Source organism: Clostridium paraputrificum AGR2156, from assembly GCF_000424025.1.
Lineage (GTDB): Bacteria > Bacillota > Clostridia > Clostridiales > Clostridiaceae > Clostridium > Clostridium paraputrificum.
The window spans coordinates 65332-80388 of the sequence record NZ_KE384122.1 but is presented as its reverse complement, the minus strand read 5'-3'; the positions used below and the strand labels follow the sequence as shown (position 1 = coordinate 80388).

The 15057-nt window shown below is 30.5% G+C and carries 15 protein-coding genes and 1 other annotated feature; of the genes, 1 reads left to right on the top strand and 14 read right to left on the bottom strand.

Annotated features, from left to right (window positions below):
* Nucleotides 1–163: 163 nt before the first annotated feature.
* From G594_RS0114980 to G594_RS0114965, 4 genes are all read right to left on the bottom strand, one after another.
* Complete coding sequence (locus G594_RS0114980) at nucleotides 164–1444, bottom strand: PTS sugar transporter subunit IIC (protein WP_034866939.1); 1281 nt, start codon at nucleotides 1442–1444, stop codon at nucleotides 164–166.
* A gap of 108 nt (nucleotides 1445–1552) precedes the next feature.
* Nucleotides 1553–2290 carry an ABC transporter permease gene (locus G594_RS0114975; RefSeq protein ID WP_027099298.1) on the bottom strand — a complete coding sequence of 246 codons (738 nt, stop codon included), beginning with the start codon at nucleotides 2288–2290 and terminating at the stop codon, nucleotides 1553–1555.
* Nucleotides 2283–2981 (bottom strand): ABC transporter ATP-binding protein, encoded by a 699-nt coding sequence (locus G594_RS0114970; protein WP_027099297.1) that lies wholly within the window; start codon nucleotides 2979–2981, stop codon nucleotides 2283–2285. Before G594_RS0114970 ends, G594_RS0114975 begins: the two co-directional genes overlap by 8 nt.
* A gap of 1 nt (nucleotide 2982) precedes the next feature.
* The gene (locus G594_RS0114965) at nucleotides 2983–3912 is read right to left on the bottom strand and encodes an ABC transporter substrate-binding protein (RefSeq protein WP_027099296.1); all 930 of its coding nucleotides are present in this window, start codon (nucleotides 3910–3912) and stop codon (nucleotides 2983–2985) included.
* A 151-nt stretch (nucleotides 3913–4063) separates the two neighbouring features.
* On the opposite strand from G594_RS0114965, the gene G594_RS0114960 reads away from it, so the two are divergent.
* Complete coding sequence (locus G594_RS0114960; protein ID WP_034866936.1) at nucleotides 4064–4978, top strand: prenyltransferase; 915 nt, start codon at nucleotides 4064–4066, stop codon at nucleotides 4976–4978.
* A 296-nt stretch (nucleotides 4979–5274) separates the two neighbouring features.
* On the opposite strand, the gene G594_RS0114955 is transcribed toward G594_RS0114960, so the two are convergent.
* The 10 genes from G594_RS0114955 to G594_RS0114905 all read right to left on the bottom strand — a co-directional run bounded on the left by G594_RS0114955 (nucleotide 5275) and on the right by G594_RS0114905 (nucleotide 15016).
* Nucleotides 5275–6444: an aminotransferase class I/II-fold pyridoxal phosphate-dependent enzyme gene (locus tag G594_RS0114955; protein WP_027099294.1), complete on the bottom strand. Its 1170-nt coding sequence runs from the start codon at nucleotides 6442–6444 to the stop codon at nucleotides 5275–5277.
* Entirely contained in the window at nucleotides 6441–6905 is a 465-nt protein-coding gene (locus tag G594_RS19120) for an Lrp/AsnC family transcriptional regulator (protein WP_242829747.1), read from the bottom strand. The genes G594_RS0114955 and G594_RS19120 overlap by 4 nt, the downstream gene beginning before the upstream one ends.
* Nucleotides 6906–6972: 67 nt before the next feature.
* Nucleotides 6973–7221 (bottom strand) — a binding site (T-box leader).
* Between the two features lie 59 nt (nucleotides 7222–7280).
* Entirely contained in the window at nucleotides 7281–7403 is a 123-nt protein-coding gene (locus G594_RS20655) for a hypothetical protein (RefSeq protein WP_271837849.1), read from the bottom strand.
* Nucleotides 7404–7545: 142 nt separating this feature from the next.
* On the bottom strand, nucleotides 7546–8730 hold the full coding sequence (locus tag G594_RS0114940) for a pyridoxal phosphate-dependent aminotransferase (RefSeq protein ID WP_027099293.1): 1185 nt from the start codon (nucleotides 8728–8730) through the stop codon (nucleotides 7546–7548).
* A 20-nt stretch (nucleotides 8731–8750) separates the two neighbouring features.
* Nucleotides 8751–9566 (bottom strand): TrmB family transcriptional regulator, encoded by an 816-nt coding sequence (locus G594_RS0114935; protein WP_027099292.1) that lies wholly within the window; start codon nucleotides 9564–9566, stop codon nucleotides 8751–8753.
* 13 nt (nucleotides 9567–9579) lie between these two features.
* The gene (locus tag G594_RS0114930) at nucleotides 9580–9885 is read right to left on the bottom strand and encodes an AzlD domain-containing protein (RefSeq protein ID WP_027099291.1); all 306 of its coding nucleotides are present in this window, start codon (nucleotides 9883–9885) and stop codon (nucleotides 9580–9582) included.
* Nucleotides 9878–10600, bottom strand: coding sequence for an AzlC family ABC transporter permease (locus tag G594_RS0114925; protein ID WP_034866934.1), 723 nt, complete (start codon nucleotides 10598–10600; stop codon nucleotides 9878–9880). The genes G594_RS0114930 and G594_RS0114925 overlap by 8 nt, the downstream gene beginning before the upstream one ends.
* A gap of 425 nt (nucleotides 10601–11025) precedes the next feature.
* Nucleotides 11026–12195, bottom strand: coding sequence for a class I SAM-dependent methyltransferase (locus tag G594_RS0114915; protein WP_027099289.1), 1170 nt, complete (start codon nucleotides 12193–12195; stop codon nucleotides 11026–11028).
* 117 nt (nucleotides 12196–12312) lie between these two features.
* Entirely contained in the window at nucleotides 12313–14250 is a 1938-nt protein-coding gene (gene baiCD / locus G594_RS0114910) for a bile acid Fe-S flavoenzyme BaiCD (RefSeq protein ID WP_027099288.1), read from the bottom strand.
* Between the two features lie 187 nt (nucleotides 14251–14437).
* Entirely contained in the window at nucleotides 14438–15016 is a 579-nt protein-coding gene (locus G594_RS0114905) for a TetR/AcrR family transcriptional regulator (protein ID WP_027099287.1), read from the bottom strand.
* Between the last annotated feature and the right edge of the window lie 41 nt (nucleotides 15017–15057).

The following is a 15057-nucleotide window of genomic DNA, read 5'->3' as shown; positions in this document are numbered from 1 at the left end:
TTCACTTTATACACATTTAGATTTTTTTTGACAAATACTTAAAATTTAAATGTTTTCATACGATACTTTAAAATTTAAGTTAGATAATTTAAAAATAATGTTAATGGTATACTAAAAGTAAGGAACTATATCAAATTATGATATAGTTCCTAATATAGATATTTTAATATTCATCCTTCATCTTATTTGCAGCGATTACGAACGGCATATATAAAATAACTGATAATACAATTAATAATATTGCAAGCACAGCTGCTTTCCAGTCTCCACCTGTAGCTAAGAATGCTGAAATTACTGGTGGTGTAGTCCATGGAACCATAACTACTGTCTTAGCTATAATTCCTGCTGATGTTGCTAGATAAGCAATAACTAAACATATAACTGGTACTATTACTAATGGTAATGTGTAAATTGGATTTAATACAACTGGTAATCCAAACATTAATGGTTCATTAATATTGAAGCAAGCAGGAGCAAAAGCTAACTTAGATATTGCTCTATCAGATTCTTTCCTACTAAATATTAATAAAGCTATTACTAACCCTATTGTCATTCCAACTCCACCCATATTTACAAATACATCTAAGAATGGTTTAGTAACTATGTTTGGTATAACTTGATTAGCTTCTAAAGCCTTTATATTTTCATCAATAGCAGTAAGTAATGTAGGTTCTGTAATTGGGCTTAATACGAAAGCTCCATGTAACCCAAAGCTCCATAACAAGCCTTGAAGTATAACAACAATTATTATACCCGGTAGTCCTTGGAATACTGCTTTAATTGGTGTTTGAATAACATTAGTTATAATTTCATATACATCAATACCTGTAAACTTTATAGTTAAAAACGAAATTAATCCAAATATAGTTAGTGTAAATGTAGCTGGAATTAGTAAATTAAAGCTCTTAGATACTGTTGGTGGTACTGAATCTGGCATACTTATCTTTAAAGCATTAGATTTTTGGAATAATCTTAAAAGCTCAGTTGATAATATTGAAGCTATAATTGCAACAAATAATCCTGTTGGAGATGTAAATGTACTTGAGAAAGCTCCTACAGTTTCTCCACCTACTGTTATAGCTCCTGGCATTAATGCCACAGTTGATGCAACACCTACAAATCCTGTTCCTATTCCATCCATATCATAATGGTTAGCAAGCTTGTAAGCAACTCCAAATGCTAAAAATATTGATAAAAATCCTAAAGTTCCATTATAAACACTTACTCCTATATCCTTATAAGTATCAAAGTTTCCTAAGTTACCTAATAAACCATTTGTTGAATCTAAAACTACATTGTTAATTAAAACAAAAAATGAAGCTATAATTACAAGTGGCATTACAGTTATAAAACCATCCCTAATAGCAGCTAGATATCTATTTGACGAAAATTTGTTTGCTATAGGTCCTAGTATTTCTGCTAGTTTTTCTGAAAATTGTCTCATTAGTGCGTCCTCCTAGTTCGTTTAATAGTGCAAAAGTAAATAATTATTCAACCCTGTTTTTAACTTTTATATGATAACTTCTCTCACTTTTTATGTCAATGTCAATTTCTAGCTATTCCAAAGGCATATTTTCTTCTCTAAATAATCAATAATTTTAAATATTATTAAAGACATAATGCTTAATGCCAAAACTCCTGCAAACATTCCCTTGTAATCAACCATAGACCAAGAATTCATTATAAAATATCCTAACCCATATCTAGTTGCATAATTTTCACTAAAAAATAATGCAGAAATAGCTATTCCAATACTAACTCTTAAAGCTGAAAAAACCTTTGGCAATATTGCTGGTAAAATAACCTTAATAATCATATCTATCCAATTAAAATGCATTACCTTTGCCGATATTAATATATCCTTATCTATTTCTTTTACTCCATCTTTTGTTACAATTATTATTTGAAATATTATTATGGTAATCATAAGAATAATTTTTGATTTATCCCCTATTCCAAACACCACCATAAAAATAGGAAGAAATGCTATTTTAGGTATGGGATAAAGTAAATAAGTAATAGGCGACACTATTTTATCTATATATTTATTTACACCTAACAGAATTCCTACTGGTATTCCTATAAGTAAGGACATTGTTACGGAAGATATTATTCTATAAAAACTGTATATTATATGAAATAAAAAATCCTGTTGAAACAATTCAACAAGCTCTTTAAGGGTATCATATGGTGTTGGAACCATATTGGAACCTATTGCAAAACTTAATCCCCACCATAATATAAGAACCATAGCTATACCATATAAAGGTGGTATAATCTTTTTAATCATATAATTCCTCCCTCACCTTACTGCATACTTCTATATACTCTTTTTTACATCTTATATCTTTATCCCCAAAATACCTATTAGAAATTATTCTATGAATTTTTCCTTTTTTCATAACAACAATTTCTTCCCCTAAAAATACTGCTTCTTCAATACTATGAGTAACTAATACCATTGTACTGTTCCTAGTTTTCTTTATATCTAAAAGTAAATCTTGTATCTTTTCCTTATTTATAGAATCCAATGCAGATGTTGCTTCATCTAAAAGCAAAATTTCAGGGTTACTTATAAGAGTTCTTCCTATTGCAACTCTCTGTTTCTGTCCACCACTTAATTCTTTTGGATATTTATTTTTATATTGATATAACCCCAATTCCTTAAGAATTCTATTAACTAACTCTTTCTTTTCTTCCTTGGCCAGCTTTATATTATTTAAGCCAAGCTCTATATTTTTTTCTACTGTAAACCAATTAAAAAGACCTAAATTTTGAAGTATTAAAGATGTGTTTCCCCCTATTTCTAATTTCCCCTCATAATTAGAAATAAGCCCTGCCATAGTAAATAGCAGGGTTGTTTTTCCACATCCTGATTCTCCTATAATGGCATAAGACTTTCCTTTTTCAATAGATAAATTAATCCTATCTATTGCTACTTCTTCTTTATACCTTACTGTTAAATCAGTTATATTAATCATTCTATTTTACAAACTTTCCTTCTAATAAAGCTTCTGGTTTTACAGTTAAATCTTTATTTAAAGTCTTTGATGTCCAATCAATAATACTTTGTAAGTATTCATCACTTGGAATAGCTGCTTTCTTGTATGTTGGTAATACCATAATATCCTTAACTTCTGGATTAGTATTTGGTATTTTTTCTACAAGAATATCTCTTGCTATTTGAGGGTTTTTATTTATCTCATCAACGGCCTTATTATAAGCTTCATGGAAAGCCTTTATTGCCTTTTCTTTTTCAGCTATTGCTTTTCCTGTAAACACTAAACAATCTGGCGAAAACTCATCATCCATACCATATAAATTTTTCTTTAATCCTTTTAATTCTCCATTTGAAGCAACTGGCTCTGGGAATAACCCCATATCTAACTCACCGCTTTGTATAGCTGCAAGTCTTGCTGGTATTTCATTTATAAATACTTTTTCTATGTTATAGTCCTTACTAAGCCACTTATCTATAAGATAGTTTGATACGCTTACTTCCATCATTCCAACCTTAATATCCTTTTTACCAGATACATCTCCCTTAGAAAGAACAGGGAACATACCATCTGTCATAGTAGTAGCTTTTATATCAAAGCCGCCATCAACATTTGTAGCAACCGCAATAAAATCTGTCATAGCACCATCTATTTGATAGCTTTGAAGTGCACTTTGTCTGTTTTGAGCATTAGAATAAATTTCTATTTCCACATTAATTCCAGCATCCTTAAAGTATCCATTTTTCTCTGCTATTAATATTGGTGCAGTATCCACTGCTGGCATTAATCCTATTTTTAAGGTTCTATTTTCTTCACTTTCTTTTGATAGATCATCCTTGCTTGTACACCCTATAACAGTTAAGGAAAATACTGTTATAATAAGCAACACTATCCATCTCTTTAAGTTTTTCATTTGTTAATCCTCCTACAAACTTTTTTAATCCATTTACCATTATATTTAAGTATATTTAATAATTCAAGGAATTTAAAACATTTACTCTTTAAATTTGACAAATTATATGCAATAATATACTAGTTATTTTAAAGAGATAGGATGAATCATTATGAAAAATTTAACGAAAGATTACTTGAAGAAATTCACAAAAGATAGTTGGATAGCATTTAGACCATTATCATTAACTTTAGCTGTTGGTTCTACAACCCTTGGAATAATAGCAGCATATTTGGATGGTTCTATGAAAAATTATTCTTTAGGCTATAATATTTTCCTTATTACTATAATTACTATAGCCGGAATACTTGCTCAAGGTGGAGCTAATCTTGTTAATGATTATTTTGAAGGTGACTTTAGATATTACAGACCTTCAGGAAGAAAGAGAAATTTTTTAGGTGTAGAAAGAACTTACTTCGATATTTATGTATTCTTACTTGCTATGGCATGTTTTGCTGGTGCAGCATTAATTGGACTAGTTCTTATATATCTTACAGATATAAGAATGCTTTGGATTGGACTTGTTGGAATAATAGGAGCTTATGCCTATACAGGAGAACCTTTTGTATATAAAACTAAGGGATTAGGAGTACCCCTTTCATTTATATTAATGGGGCCACTAATGGTTCTTGGTGCATATTTCCCATTTAGTCAAAACTTAAATGTATATCCTATACTAATAGCTTTACCAGCATCATTAATAATACCAGCATTAATGATTAGTAATGAAATGAGAGACTTCCAAAGGGATACTAAACTAAGCCTAGGAACATTAAGCGTTAGACTTGGAAGCAGATTTAGTTCAATTTTGTATAGGTCGCTTATTTATGGAGTTTATGTATTATCCCTATTATTTGTTTTTAATGGATTATACCCTTTATCTACACTAGTTGTATTTATAACTCTCCCTCTTGCTGTTAAAGCACTTAGAGCTGTTACTACATTCCAAAAACTTGGAATTCCATATACAAACAACCTACATTGGACATTTACATTAATCCTAATAGTTTCTTTACTACTAGGATAATTTAAAGGAGCTTTTTTCAAAGCTCCTTTTTTCTATATAATTAAAGTAGTATGCAAAAAATAGACACTATTTATGATAAAAATTAAGGCTATCATAATTGAAAAAATACCATATAATAAAATTAGCTAAATTAATTCATAAATTAAACCTTATTTAAGACAAGTTCCCCCCAGGGTCTTGTCTCTTTTTTTAGTTACACCACAGATTCCAAAATTTATTTTTGTCGTTCTACAACGGCACTATAATTTAAAAAAGGCTATATTAAAATAAATCTTACTTTAATATAGCCTTTGTCTTTATTTTTTTTGTTTCTCTAAAAATCTTTCTATTCTCTTTAATGCTTCAATAATATTATCCATAGAGGAAGCATAGCATGTCCTAATAAATCCTTCACCACAATCTCCAAATGCATTACCTGGAACTGCTAATACTTTTTCACTCATAAGTAGTTTTTCACAGAACTCATCAGAAGTCATACCTGTAGATTTAATACAAGGGAACATATAGAACGCTCCATGTGGCTCAAAACATTCTAATCCAAGCTTCCTAAATCCATCTAATAGCACTCTTCTTCTCCTATTATATTCCCTCACCATCTTTCCTACACTCTCATCACCATTTTTTAAAGCTTCAATTGCTGCATATTGTGCAGTAGTAGGTGAACACATCAATGCATATTGATGAATTTTCTTCATTGCATCAATTAGAACAGGATGTCCACACGCATAACCTAATCTCCATCCAGTCATTGCATATGCCTTAGAGAATCCACTTATAAGTATAGTTTTTTCTCTAACTTCTGGAAAACTTGCTATAGACACATGGTTTTCACCATAAGTTAACTCTGCATAAATTTCATCTGAAAGAATTATTATATCCTTATCCTTTAAAACATCAACTATAGGTCTCAAATCCTCTCTAGTCATTACTGCTCCTGTAGGATTATTAGGAAATGGAATTATAACAACCTTGGTTTTATCTGTTATTGCTTCTTCAAGCTCTTCAGCTGTAAGTTTAAAGTTATTTTCTGCCTTCAGATTTATAACCTTAGAAGTAGCTCCTGTAAATGCAGTACACCCTTTATAAGCAACAAAACTTGGTTCTGGGACAATAACTTCATCTCCAGGTCCAACTAATGCTCTTAAAGCTATATCAATTCCTTCACTCCCCCCAACAGTTACTATGATTTCATTCTTAGGATCATAAGTTAAGTCAAATCTCCTATTTAAATAGTTTGCTATTTCTTCTCTTAACTCTATAAAACCTGCATTAGACGAATAATGAGTATGACCTTGTTCTAGAGAATATATCCCTGCTTCTCTTACATTCCAAGGTGTTACAAAATCAGGTTCTCCAACCCCCAATGAAATAACATCTTCCATCTCATTTATCAAATCAAAATATTTTCTAATCCCAGATGGTGGCATATTCTTCACGTCATCTTTAATCATATTTTCTAGTATCATACAAATATAGCCTCCCTATCTTGAATGTTCTTCTCTTTAAATATTGTTCCATGATCTTTATATTTCTTTAAAACAAAGTGTGTTGCAGTACCTGTAACAGCTTCTTGACATGCAAGTTTTTCTGATACAAATAGCGCTACCTCTTTCATTGTTTTTCCTTCTACTATTACTGTTAAGTCAAATCCTCCTGAAGACATTAAATAACACGCCTTAACTTGATCAAACTTATATATTCTTTCAGCAACTTTATCAAATCCAACATCTCTTTGAGGTGTTATCTTTACTTCAATAAGCGCTGTTACTGTTTCTTTTCCTGTATTTTCCCAGTTTATAAGAGTTGTATATCCAGCTATTATACTTTTTTCTTCATAATCCCTAATGGCTTCTCTAACCTCTTCTACTTTTTTTCCAGCCATCAATGCTATTTGTTCATCAGTATATCTACTATTTTGTTCTAATATCTATAAAATTTCCTCCACTACTTATACCTCCTATAATTTTTTTTAATAAAAAAAGCTCCAATCCCAAATAAGGGACGAAGCTAAAATTCGCGGTACCACCCTAATAAGTAAAATATTTTTACTCACTCAGTAAGGATAATTTCTTATCCTCTCCTTTATAACGTAAGGGACACGTCTGTATCTACATTAAGATTTAATCTTAGTTCTCAATACGCGATTCAAAGGCTGCTTTCTATAAACTAATCTACTAGGTTCCACCTCCCCCTAGCTCTCTAAAAGACTTAATTTATATACTCTTCCTCATCACTATCTTTATCCTATAATTTTATTATACTAATTATCTAATATATGGAGAATTTAGTCAAGTAAATTTGTTTAATAATAAACTTGTAACATTGGTTTATTAAATTCTTGCTTTAGTTTATCCTCTGTTACTCCCTCAATCTTAAAAACCGAGATATTTTCATCCAGAAAATTATTACTTATTTCTTCAACCATGTAAAAATTATCACTTATTATATTCTCCTCTTTTCTTCTATATTAATTATTTCCTTTTTCACTTTACGGGTGTTATATAAAAAAAGAAACTGCGAAAGCAGTTTCCTCACAAATTATCCATCATTCATTAAATTATTATTCATCAAGCAAACTGCTTCGCCAGTTTACTAAAGGCCTCCAAAGATTTTTCAATCTTATCATATCCAATACAGTAAGAAAGCCTAAAATATCCTTGGCATCCAAAGGATGACCCTGGAACTATAAGCAAATTAAACTTCTTAGCTTCTTCAGCAAATTTCTTATCATCTTGTATTAATGCTTTAGGGAATAAATAAAATGCCCCTTCTGGCTTAATGCACTCAAAGCCTAAACTTACCAAATGATTGTATAATAAATCTCTGTTCTTCTTATATATATTAACATCTACTTCTGCACCTAATGTTTTTCCTATTACTCTTTGGAACAATGATGGTGCATTAACAAATCCAAGTATTCTATTTGCTACATTTAATGATGCAATTACATCATCAAAATCATCCATTTCACTATTTACTACAATATATCCTATTCTTTCACCAGGAAGAGATAGTGACTTACTATAAGAATATCCTATAAAAGAATTTTTATAATACTTTAGTATATAAGGCACCTCTACACCATCATATACAATTTCTTTATATGGCTCATCTGAAATAAGATAAATATTAATTCCAAGTTCCTTTTCCTTTTCTTCTAAAACCTTAGCCATCTTCTTTAAGGATTCATCTGAATAAACAACTCCTGTTGGATTATTTGGAGTATTTATTATTACAGCCTTAGTTTTAGAAGTTATAGCTTTTTCTAAGCCTTCAATATTAGGTTGAAATGTCTTAGTTTCAGCTGGTACCACAACAAGCTTTCCATCAAAATTAGCTACATAATTTCCATACTCCCCAAAGTATGGTGCAAGAACTACAACTTCATCATCTGGGTTTAATAAAGTTTTTAAGATAACATTTAGTCCACCTGCTGCACCACATGTCATTACTATATTCTTGTAAGATAAATTAAGGTTATTTTTAGTATTTATAAATTTAGCAATCTCTTCTCGTACATCTTCATAACCTGAATTGTTCATATATCCATGTACTAAATTTGGAGATTCTTCATTTAGGATTTCAAGAATTGCATCCTTAATTTCATTTGGTGGTTCTACATTTGGATTACCAATGCTATAATCAAAAACATTTTCTTCCCCATATATAGCTGATAATCTTTTTCCTTCTTCAAACATCGCCCTAATTACAGAACTATTTTTAACTAGTTCATTCATCTTTTTTGAAATCATTTTTTGCCCCCTTTTTATATTTAGATATCACTATATCCAAAATAATCTTTTCTAACTTCATTCATAAAGTTCTCATACCCATCTTGTTTTTTCTCATTAAGCTGATAGAAATATTCATTAACCATCAGATCATGACATATGTAATCTTCACTTACATCAATTAAACTTTCATCTTGAGTCCAAGTAACCCTACTATCTTCACCTCTTGAGATTACGCCATACAAAGCGTGTTCTCCATCAATAGTAACAGTCATATATCTTTCCTTTTTTTCTTGCAAATAGGTTTCTATATCTCTATGAGGAGTAAGTTCATTAAAAGTATTACTTGTTCCAAAGTATATCCCCTTAATAATCACTCCTCTTTCTTTTGCTTTAATTAACTCTTCTTCAATTTCTTTTACTTCCTCTTCCCATATTGAAAGAGCTATTCTCTTTTGAGCATGAGAAATCAATAAATTTAGCGCCTCAATAATCTTCTCTCTTCCCTCTAAAATAGTAAGAGTATTTTTTTGCTCCTTCTTGTTATAAATACTATTAACATATTTATCAACACTACTTAGAGTTTGAGTAAAGCTCTTTTCAAGTTTTGAAATTAAAAGCTTTGGTTCTAATGGATAATAAACTGTAGTCTTCTCATCACTTTGTTCAAATACCATTCCTTTACTCTTAAGCATATCTAAAACTTCATAAATTCTTGACCTTGGTATTCCTGACTCCTTGCTTAAACTATATCCATTTAGAGGATTTTTTTCCAAAAGACTCAAATAAGCCTTAACTTCATACTCACTTAGTCCTAAAGACTTCATTTCTTGAATTACTGATAAATTCTCTCCCATGTTCCCTCCTACGTTAAAACGCCACTAATACAATAAAAGTAGATAATATTGCTCCTATTACTGGTAATATTATACCACCTTTATACCATGAATATCCAATAGCAAATAAAATTCCTACTATTCCTGCTATTGGTTTATCTGGTGTAGCATTAAAAACTCCCGGTAAAATTAATGCACCAAGAGCTGTTGCCGGAATATATGACAAAAACTTATTAAACTTTTCTGGAAGTTCCTTTTGATTTCCCATTAAAAATGGAATAAGTCTTGGTAGATAAGTTACTATCATCATTCCAAGTATTAAAATAATAACTTTACTCATTAACTTGAACCTCCTCTTTCATAAATGCTCCTAAAGCTGATATTGATATTATTGAAATAATAACACTCCATCCTGCTGGTAAAAAAGAAACTGAAGATAATATTGTATTTAAAATTCCAGCTAAAATAGCTAGTCCTAATAATTTTCTACTCTTTTTTCCTTCTGGTATTAATATGCCTATAAACATAGCATATAAAGCTATTCCCATACTGTCTTGAACCACTGGCGGTAAAACTTCACCTAATAAAAATCCTCCAGCAGTAGCTAAAACCCATACTAAATATGTTGATCCTTCAAATCCTAACATAAACTTAGGCGTTAGTTCTTCCTTCTTAAAAGAAGCAATTGAAAAGATTTCATCAGTCATTGCAAAAGCCACAAGAGGTGTCCACTTTTGAAGTCTATCATTAACCTTTCTTGAAAGGGATGCACTCATTAGAAAGTGTCTAGAATTCACCAAAAATGTAGTTAATATAATTTGTAAAAGTCCTGCCCCTGCCATAAATAGATTTAATGCCATAAACTGGCTTGCACCCGCTGATACAAAGGCTGAAAACATTACTGTCTCACTAAATGTTATTCCTGCAGTTTTTCCTAAAATACCAAAGGCCATGGCTATTGGTATATATCCTATAATTAATGGAGCTGCCGCCCTTAACCCCTCTTTTATTCCTTCTTCTCGTTCTTCACGTAATACTAATTTTTCTGCTAACACTTTTTTACCCCTCCTAACTAGTAACTACCTTAGTAACCACTTACAAGTAGTTATTATAGTAGTCACTAATTAGAAAGTCAATGAAAACTCCTAGTGAATCTAGGAGTTTTCACACTATCACTCTCACTACTTTCTTTAAAGTACAAAAAGAACTATGGCAATAGAAAAAATTAATTTCCTATTGCCATAGCCCTATAATAATTTCTATTAGTTTCTTTTCCTTCCAAATAGCCCTTTTAAGGTTAATCCAACGCCTGCTGCTGTGGTTACAAACATTATTATTCCTTGAAACATAGTTATTCTATTAAAATGTATTCTTAATCCCATAATTATTCCAACTATTAATATTTACCATTATTACCCTCCCGTAATATGTATAACTTTACTGTATACATTTTCTATAATAATAGTAAATATTTATGATATTATTTTAAGTTTTTTAAGTCATTTTCCAACAACTTATATAATGTTGGACTAAAATTAAATTCTTTATTTAATCTATTGATCTCATCTAAAGCCTCTTTCTTCTTATCAAGAGATATTTTACTCTTAGATGCCCTAATTAATATATTTTTAGGAGAATGGGCTATATCAATAAACTCTAACAACTGTGTTTTGTATCCCATTGCTTCTAAAAGGTTTGCTCTAACAGAATCAGTCATAAGAGCTGCCATTCTTTCTTGAATTATTCCATATTTAGTTAATATAGAAAACTCATCTGATTTCATTTGTTTATTAAATTCATGTTGGCAACATGGAACAGAGAATATCATCTTACTATTCCATTTTATTGCATTATACAAAGCATAATCCGTTGCAGTATCACACGCATGTAATGTTATAACCATATCCACCTTATTGTTATACTTAAAACCATTTATATCTCCAAGTTCAAAATGTAAATTATCATACTTGTACCTTTTAGCTATATCATTACACTTCTTAATTACATCTTCCTTTAAATCTAATCCAATCATTTTTACATTGATTTTCTTTATTTCTACAAAGTAATAATAAAGTACAAAAGTTAAATAAGATTTTCCACATCCAAAGTCTAATATAGTAAGCTCTTTATAATCATTTTTCTTTATTTCATCATCTATTATCTCTACAAATCTATTTATTTGCTTATATTTATCATACTTAGACTTAACTACTTTTCCTTCTCTAGTAAATACCCCTAAGTCTATAAGAGGTTCAATTATCATACCTTCCTTTAAGATATAATTTTTCTCTCTGTTATGACTTTTATTAGCTAACTTTTCATTACTACCCTTCTTTTTACCTAAGAATATCTTGCCTTTTTTAGATATCTTCATATCAAATGTTGTGTCATTTGACCATGCAGAAACTTGCTTATACTGTCCTTCAATGCACTCTAAAAGTTTTGAATATATTTCATCAAATTTTATGTTTTCGTGAAATACTTGTTTATCTGTATATTGTTCTATTTGATAATACTTTTCTTTTTTATTTTCCTTTAACAGAAATGTAATCTTATTATATTTAACATCTTTATCAAGCTTATTGCTTATAACTACTTTAATTAATTCTTCTTTTATCATTTCTTCAATTGATTTTTTTAAATCTTCCATAACTACACACCTTATCCATGTATTTTCTAATAGCATATTATATCATATATAAAATAAAAAGAAACCCAAGCGCAAAACTTGAGTTTCTATACATTACAAAATCAACTGAAAATTTCACTATATTTCTCTAGCTACATCTACTGCTTCTTTAATACAATTTAATGCTCTACGAGCTTTAACTGCATCACCTATTGTATGGCAAGGTATATTATTCTTACTACAGTAAACTGAAATTTCATCGTAGTTACGGGCTCTTGAGCCTATTGAAACAACCACAGAATCACAAGAAATTTCTTCTAAAGTCCCTTCTTTATCAATAACAACTGCTTTATCTTTTATCTCTACGCATTTAGCATTAGTTATAGTAGTTATTCCTTCTTTATATAAATTCTCCATTACGCAAATTTTACGAAGTTGTCCTAAATCCTTAGCAACCTCATTTAACATTTCAACAACCGTAATCTTTCCAACTTTGCCTGAAAGATATTCAGCCACCTCAAGGCCTACTAATCCTCCACCTACTACTACAACATCTCCATCTACCTTAACCTTACCAGCTAATACATCATGAGAATTTGTAACATTAGCTAATTTTGAACCAGGTATATTTAATTCCATTGGAGAAGATCCTACCGCTACTATAACTTCATCTGGATTTACGTCTTTAATAACTTCAGGAGTTACCTTTGTAGAAAGCCTTATTTCAATTCCAGCCTTTTCACATACTTCTCCCATATGAATAGCTGCTAACTTCATTTCTTCTTTTCTTGGTGCAGCACCAGCTAGTACAAATTGTCCACCTAAGGAATCACTTGCTTCACATACTACTGGAATATGTCCTCTTTCCTTTAATGTAGTTGCTGCTTGTAAACCCGAAACTCCTCCCCCAATAATTAATACCTTTTTAGGTGTTTCCGTTTTTCTTAACTCATATTCCTTCTCTCTTCCTAATGCTGGATTTCTTAAACAAGTTATAAAGGGAACATCTTTATCAGAAAAGCCATCATAACACCCTTGGTTACAACCTACACAACGTATAATGCTATCTGCTTCCCCTCTCATAGCTTTATTACAGAACTCTGGATCTGCAAGTTGTGCTCTTCCCATTACAACCATGTCTGCTTTACAACCTTTAATTATTTCATCAGCTTGCCCTGGATCATTTATTCTTCCTACAGCAATTGTAACTAATCCTGTCTCATTCTTTATTCTTGTTGCATTATCAACATTAAAGCCTCTTGGTAAATCTACTGGTGGCACTTCATATTTAATAGCTGCACTTGAGAAATTTCCTCTTGAAACATCAACTACATCAACTCCTGCATTTTTAGCTAATTTACAAAACTGAATTACCTCTTCAATCGTTAAACCATCTTCAACATAATCATCAAAGGCATCTATTCTCATGAATAGAGGCATATTTTCTGGAATATTATTACGTATAGCTTCTATACATTCTACTAAAAATCTTGAACGATTTTCTAAAGATCCACCATACTCATCTGTTCTTTTATTAAATGCCTTACTTAAGAATGAGTGTGGAGTATAATTGTGTCCTGCATGAAATTCGATAGTATCAAATCCTGCTTCTACTGCTCTCTTTGCTGCTGTTCCAAAAGCTTCAACAGCTTCCTTAATTATTTCTATACTTGCTCCAGGTATTATATAATTAGGAGCTGCTTGAAAATCACTAGGTACTACAACCATTGCAGTTGGATCCCCAAATAGTACTGCTGATCCACCTAACCATAATTGCACTCCAGCTAATCCTCCAGCTTCATGAATTGCATCAACTAGCTTCTTCATTCCTGGTATATACTTATCATCAGATATTGCTAGAAAATTCTTTGGTGATGATTTGCTATATACAGAGCAAACTTCTGTAAAGTTTAAACCATTACCACCTTTTGCTCTAGCTACATGGTAATCAATAAGTTGATCAGTTACATATCTGTCTCCATTAAGCATCTTCGTACCCATAGCAGGGAAAACCACCCTATTTTTAATTTCTAATCCTCTTATCTTTATAGGACTAAATACATGACTATAATACATAATATACCTCCCAAAATTAACATGGTTAACTAATTAACAATCTTTCCTTAATGCAATTATATTTCATTCCAAAAATTAAATCAATATGTTTTAAACATTTTGTTTTAATTTTGTACTTTCCTAACATAAAATAAGCCAGGAATATATTTATGAAAAGATAAATATATTCCTGGCTTATTTTCTTATTCTATCTTAATATACTTAATATATATTTTATATACTTAATTCGTCCCTCTTTATTAGTTATTAGTTGATTATTTAAATCTGCTGTACTAAAATCGGTAGTTGGATAAATAATTGATGATAAAAATATCATTTTTATATATGAAAATTCATTCCTTGACCCTTTAACAACTCTTTTTAAGATCTCATCTAACTTTTTATTCATAGATTCTGTAACATCTATAATCTTTTTTGCAATCTCATCATATTCATATGAAGCTGCTGCTTCCTTTTGCATTACAAAAATTCCTGGATATCTTAGTGCATATTCCATTATTTCGTTAGCACATAGAATTAACTTTTCTTCATCGCTAAGTTCTTCATTATCAAGTTCTGAATAAGCTGAAACTACATTCTCTATATAAAATGCCTGTACATTTTTCACCATTTCATCCTTACTACCAAAATAATAATTTATAGCACTTACATTAACTCCAGCTTCCTTCGAAATAGCTCTAATGGGAACATTTGATGACCCATTCTTTCCAAAAAGATATAATGCTCTATCTAAAATTCTTTCTTCTATACCTTTAAGTTCTCTCACTTTTTCACCTCTTATAATAGATATATAAATTCATCTAATTA

What these genes read in the sequence shown, in the direction of transcription:
- G594_RS0114980 (WP_034866939.1), bottom strand. Translation starts at nt 1,444, where the DNA reads ATGAGACAATTTTCAGAAAAACTAGCAGAAATACTAGGACCTATAGCA.
- G594_RS0114975 (WP_027099298.1), bottom strand. Translation starts at nt 2,290, where the DNA reads ATGATTAAAAAGATTATACCACCTTTATATGGTATAGCTATGGTTCTT.
- G594_RS0114970 (WP_027099297.1), bottom strand. Translation starts at nt 2,981, where the DNA reads ATGATTAATATAACTGATTTAACAGTAAGGTATAAAGAAGAAGTAGCA.
- G594_RS0114965 (WP_027099296.1), bottom strand. Translation starts at nt 3,912, where the DNA reads ATGAAAAACTTAAAGAGATGGATAGTGTTGCTTATTATAACAGTATTT.
- G594_RS0114960 (WP_034866936.1), top strand. Translation starts at nt 4,064, where the DNA reads ATGAAAAATTTAACGAAAGATTACTTGAAGAAATTCACAAAAGATAGT.
- G594_RS0114955 (WP_027099294.1), bottom strand. Translation starts at nt 6,444, where the DNA reads ATGATACTAGAAAATATGATTAAAGATGACGTGAAGAATATGCCACCA.
- G594_RS20655 (WP_271837849.1), bottom strand. Translation starts at nt 7,403, where the DNA reads ATGGTTGAAGAAATAAGTAATAATTTTCTGGATGAAAATATCTCGGTT.
- G594_RS0114940 (WP_027099293.1), bottom strand. Translation starts at nt 8,730, where the DNA reads ATGATTTCAAAAAAGATGAATGAACTAGTTAAAAATAGTTCTGTAATT.
- G594_RS0114935 (WP_027099292.1), bottom strand. Translation starts at nt 9,566, where the DNA reads ATGGGAGAGAATTTATCAGTAATTCAAGAAATGAAGTCTTTAGGACTA.
- G594_RS0114930 (WP_027099291.1), bottom strand. Translation starts at nt 9,885, where the DNA reads ATGAGTAAAGTTATTATTTTAATACTTGGAATGATGATAGTAACTTAT.
- G594_RS0114915 (WP_027099289.1), bottom strand. Translation starts at nt 12,195, where the DNA reads ATGGAAGATTTAAAAAAATCAATTGAAGAAATGATAAAAGAAGAATTA.
- baiCD (WP_027099288.1), bottom strand. Translation starts at nt 14,250, where the DNA reads ATGTATTATAGTCATGTATTTAGTCCTATAAAGATAAGAGGATTAGAA.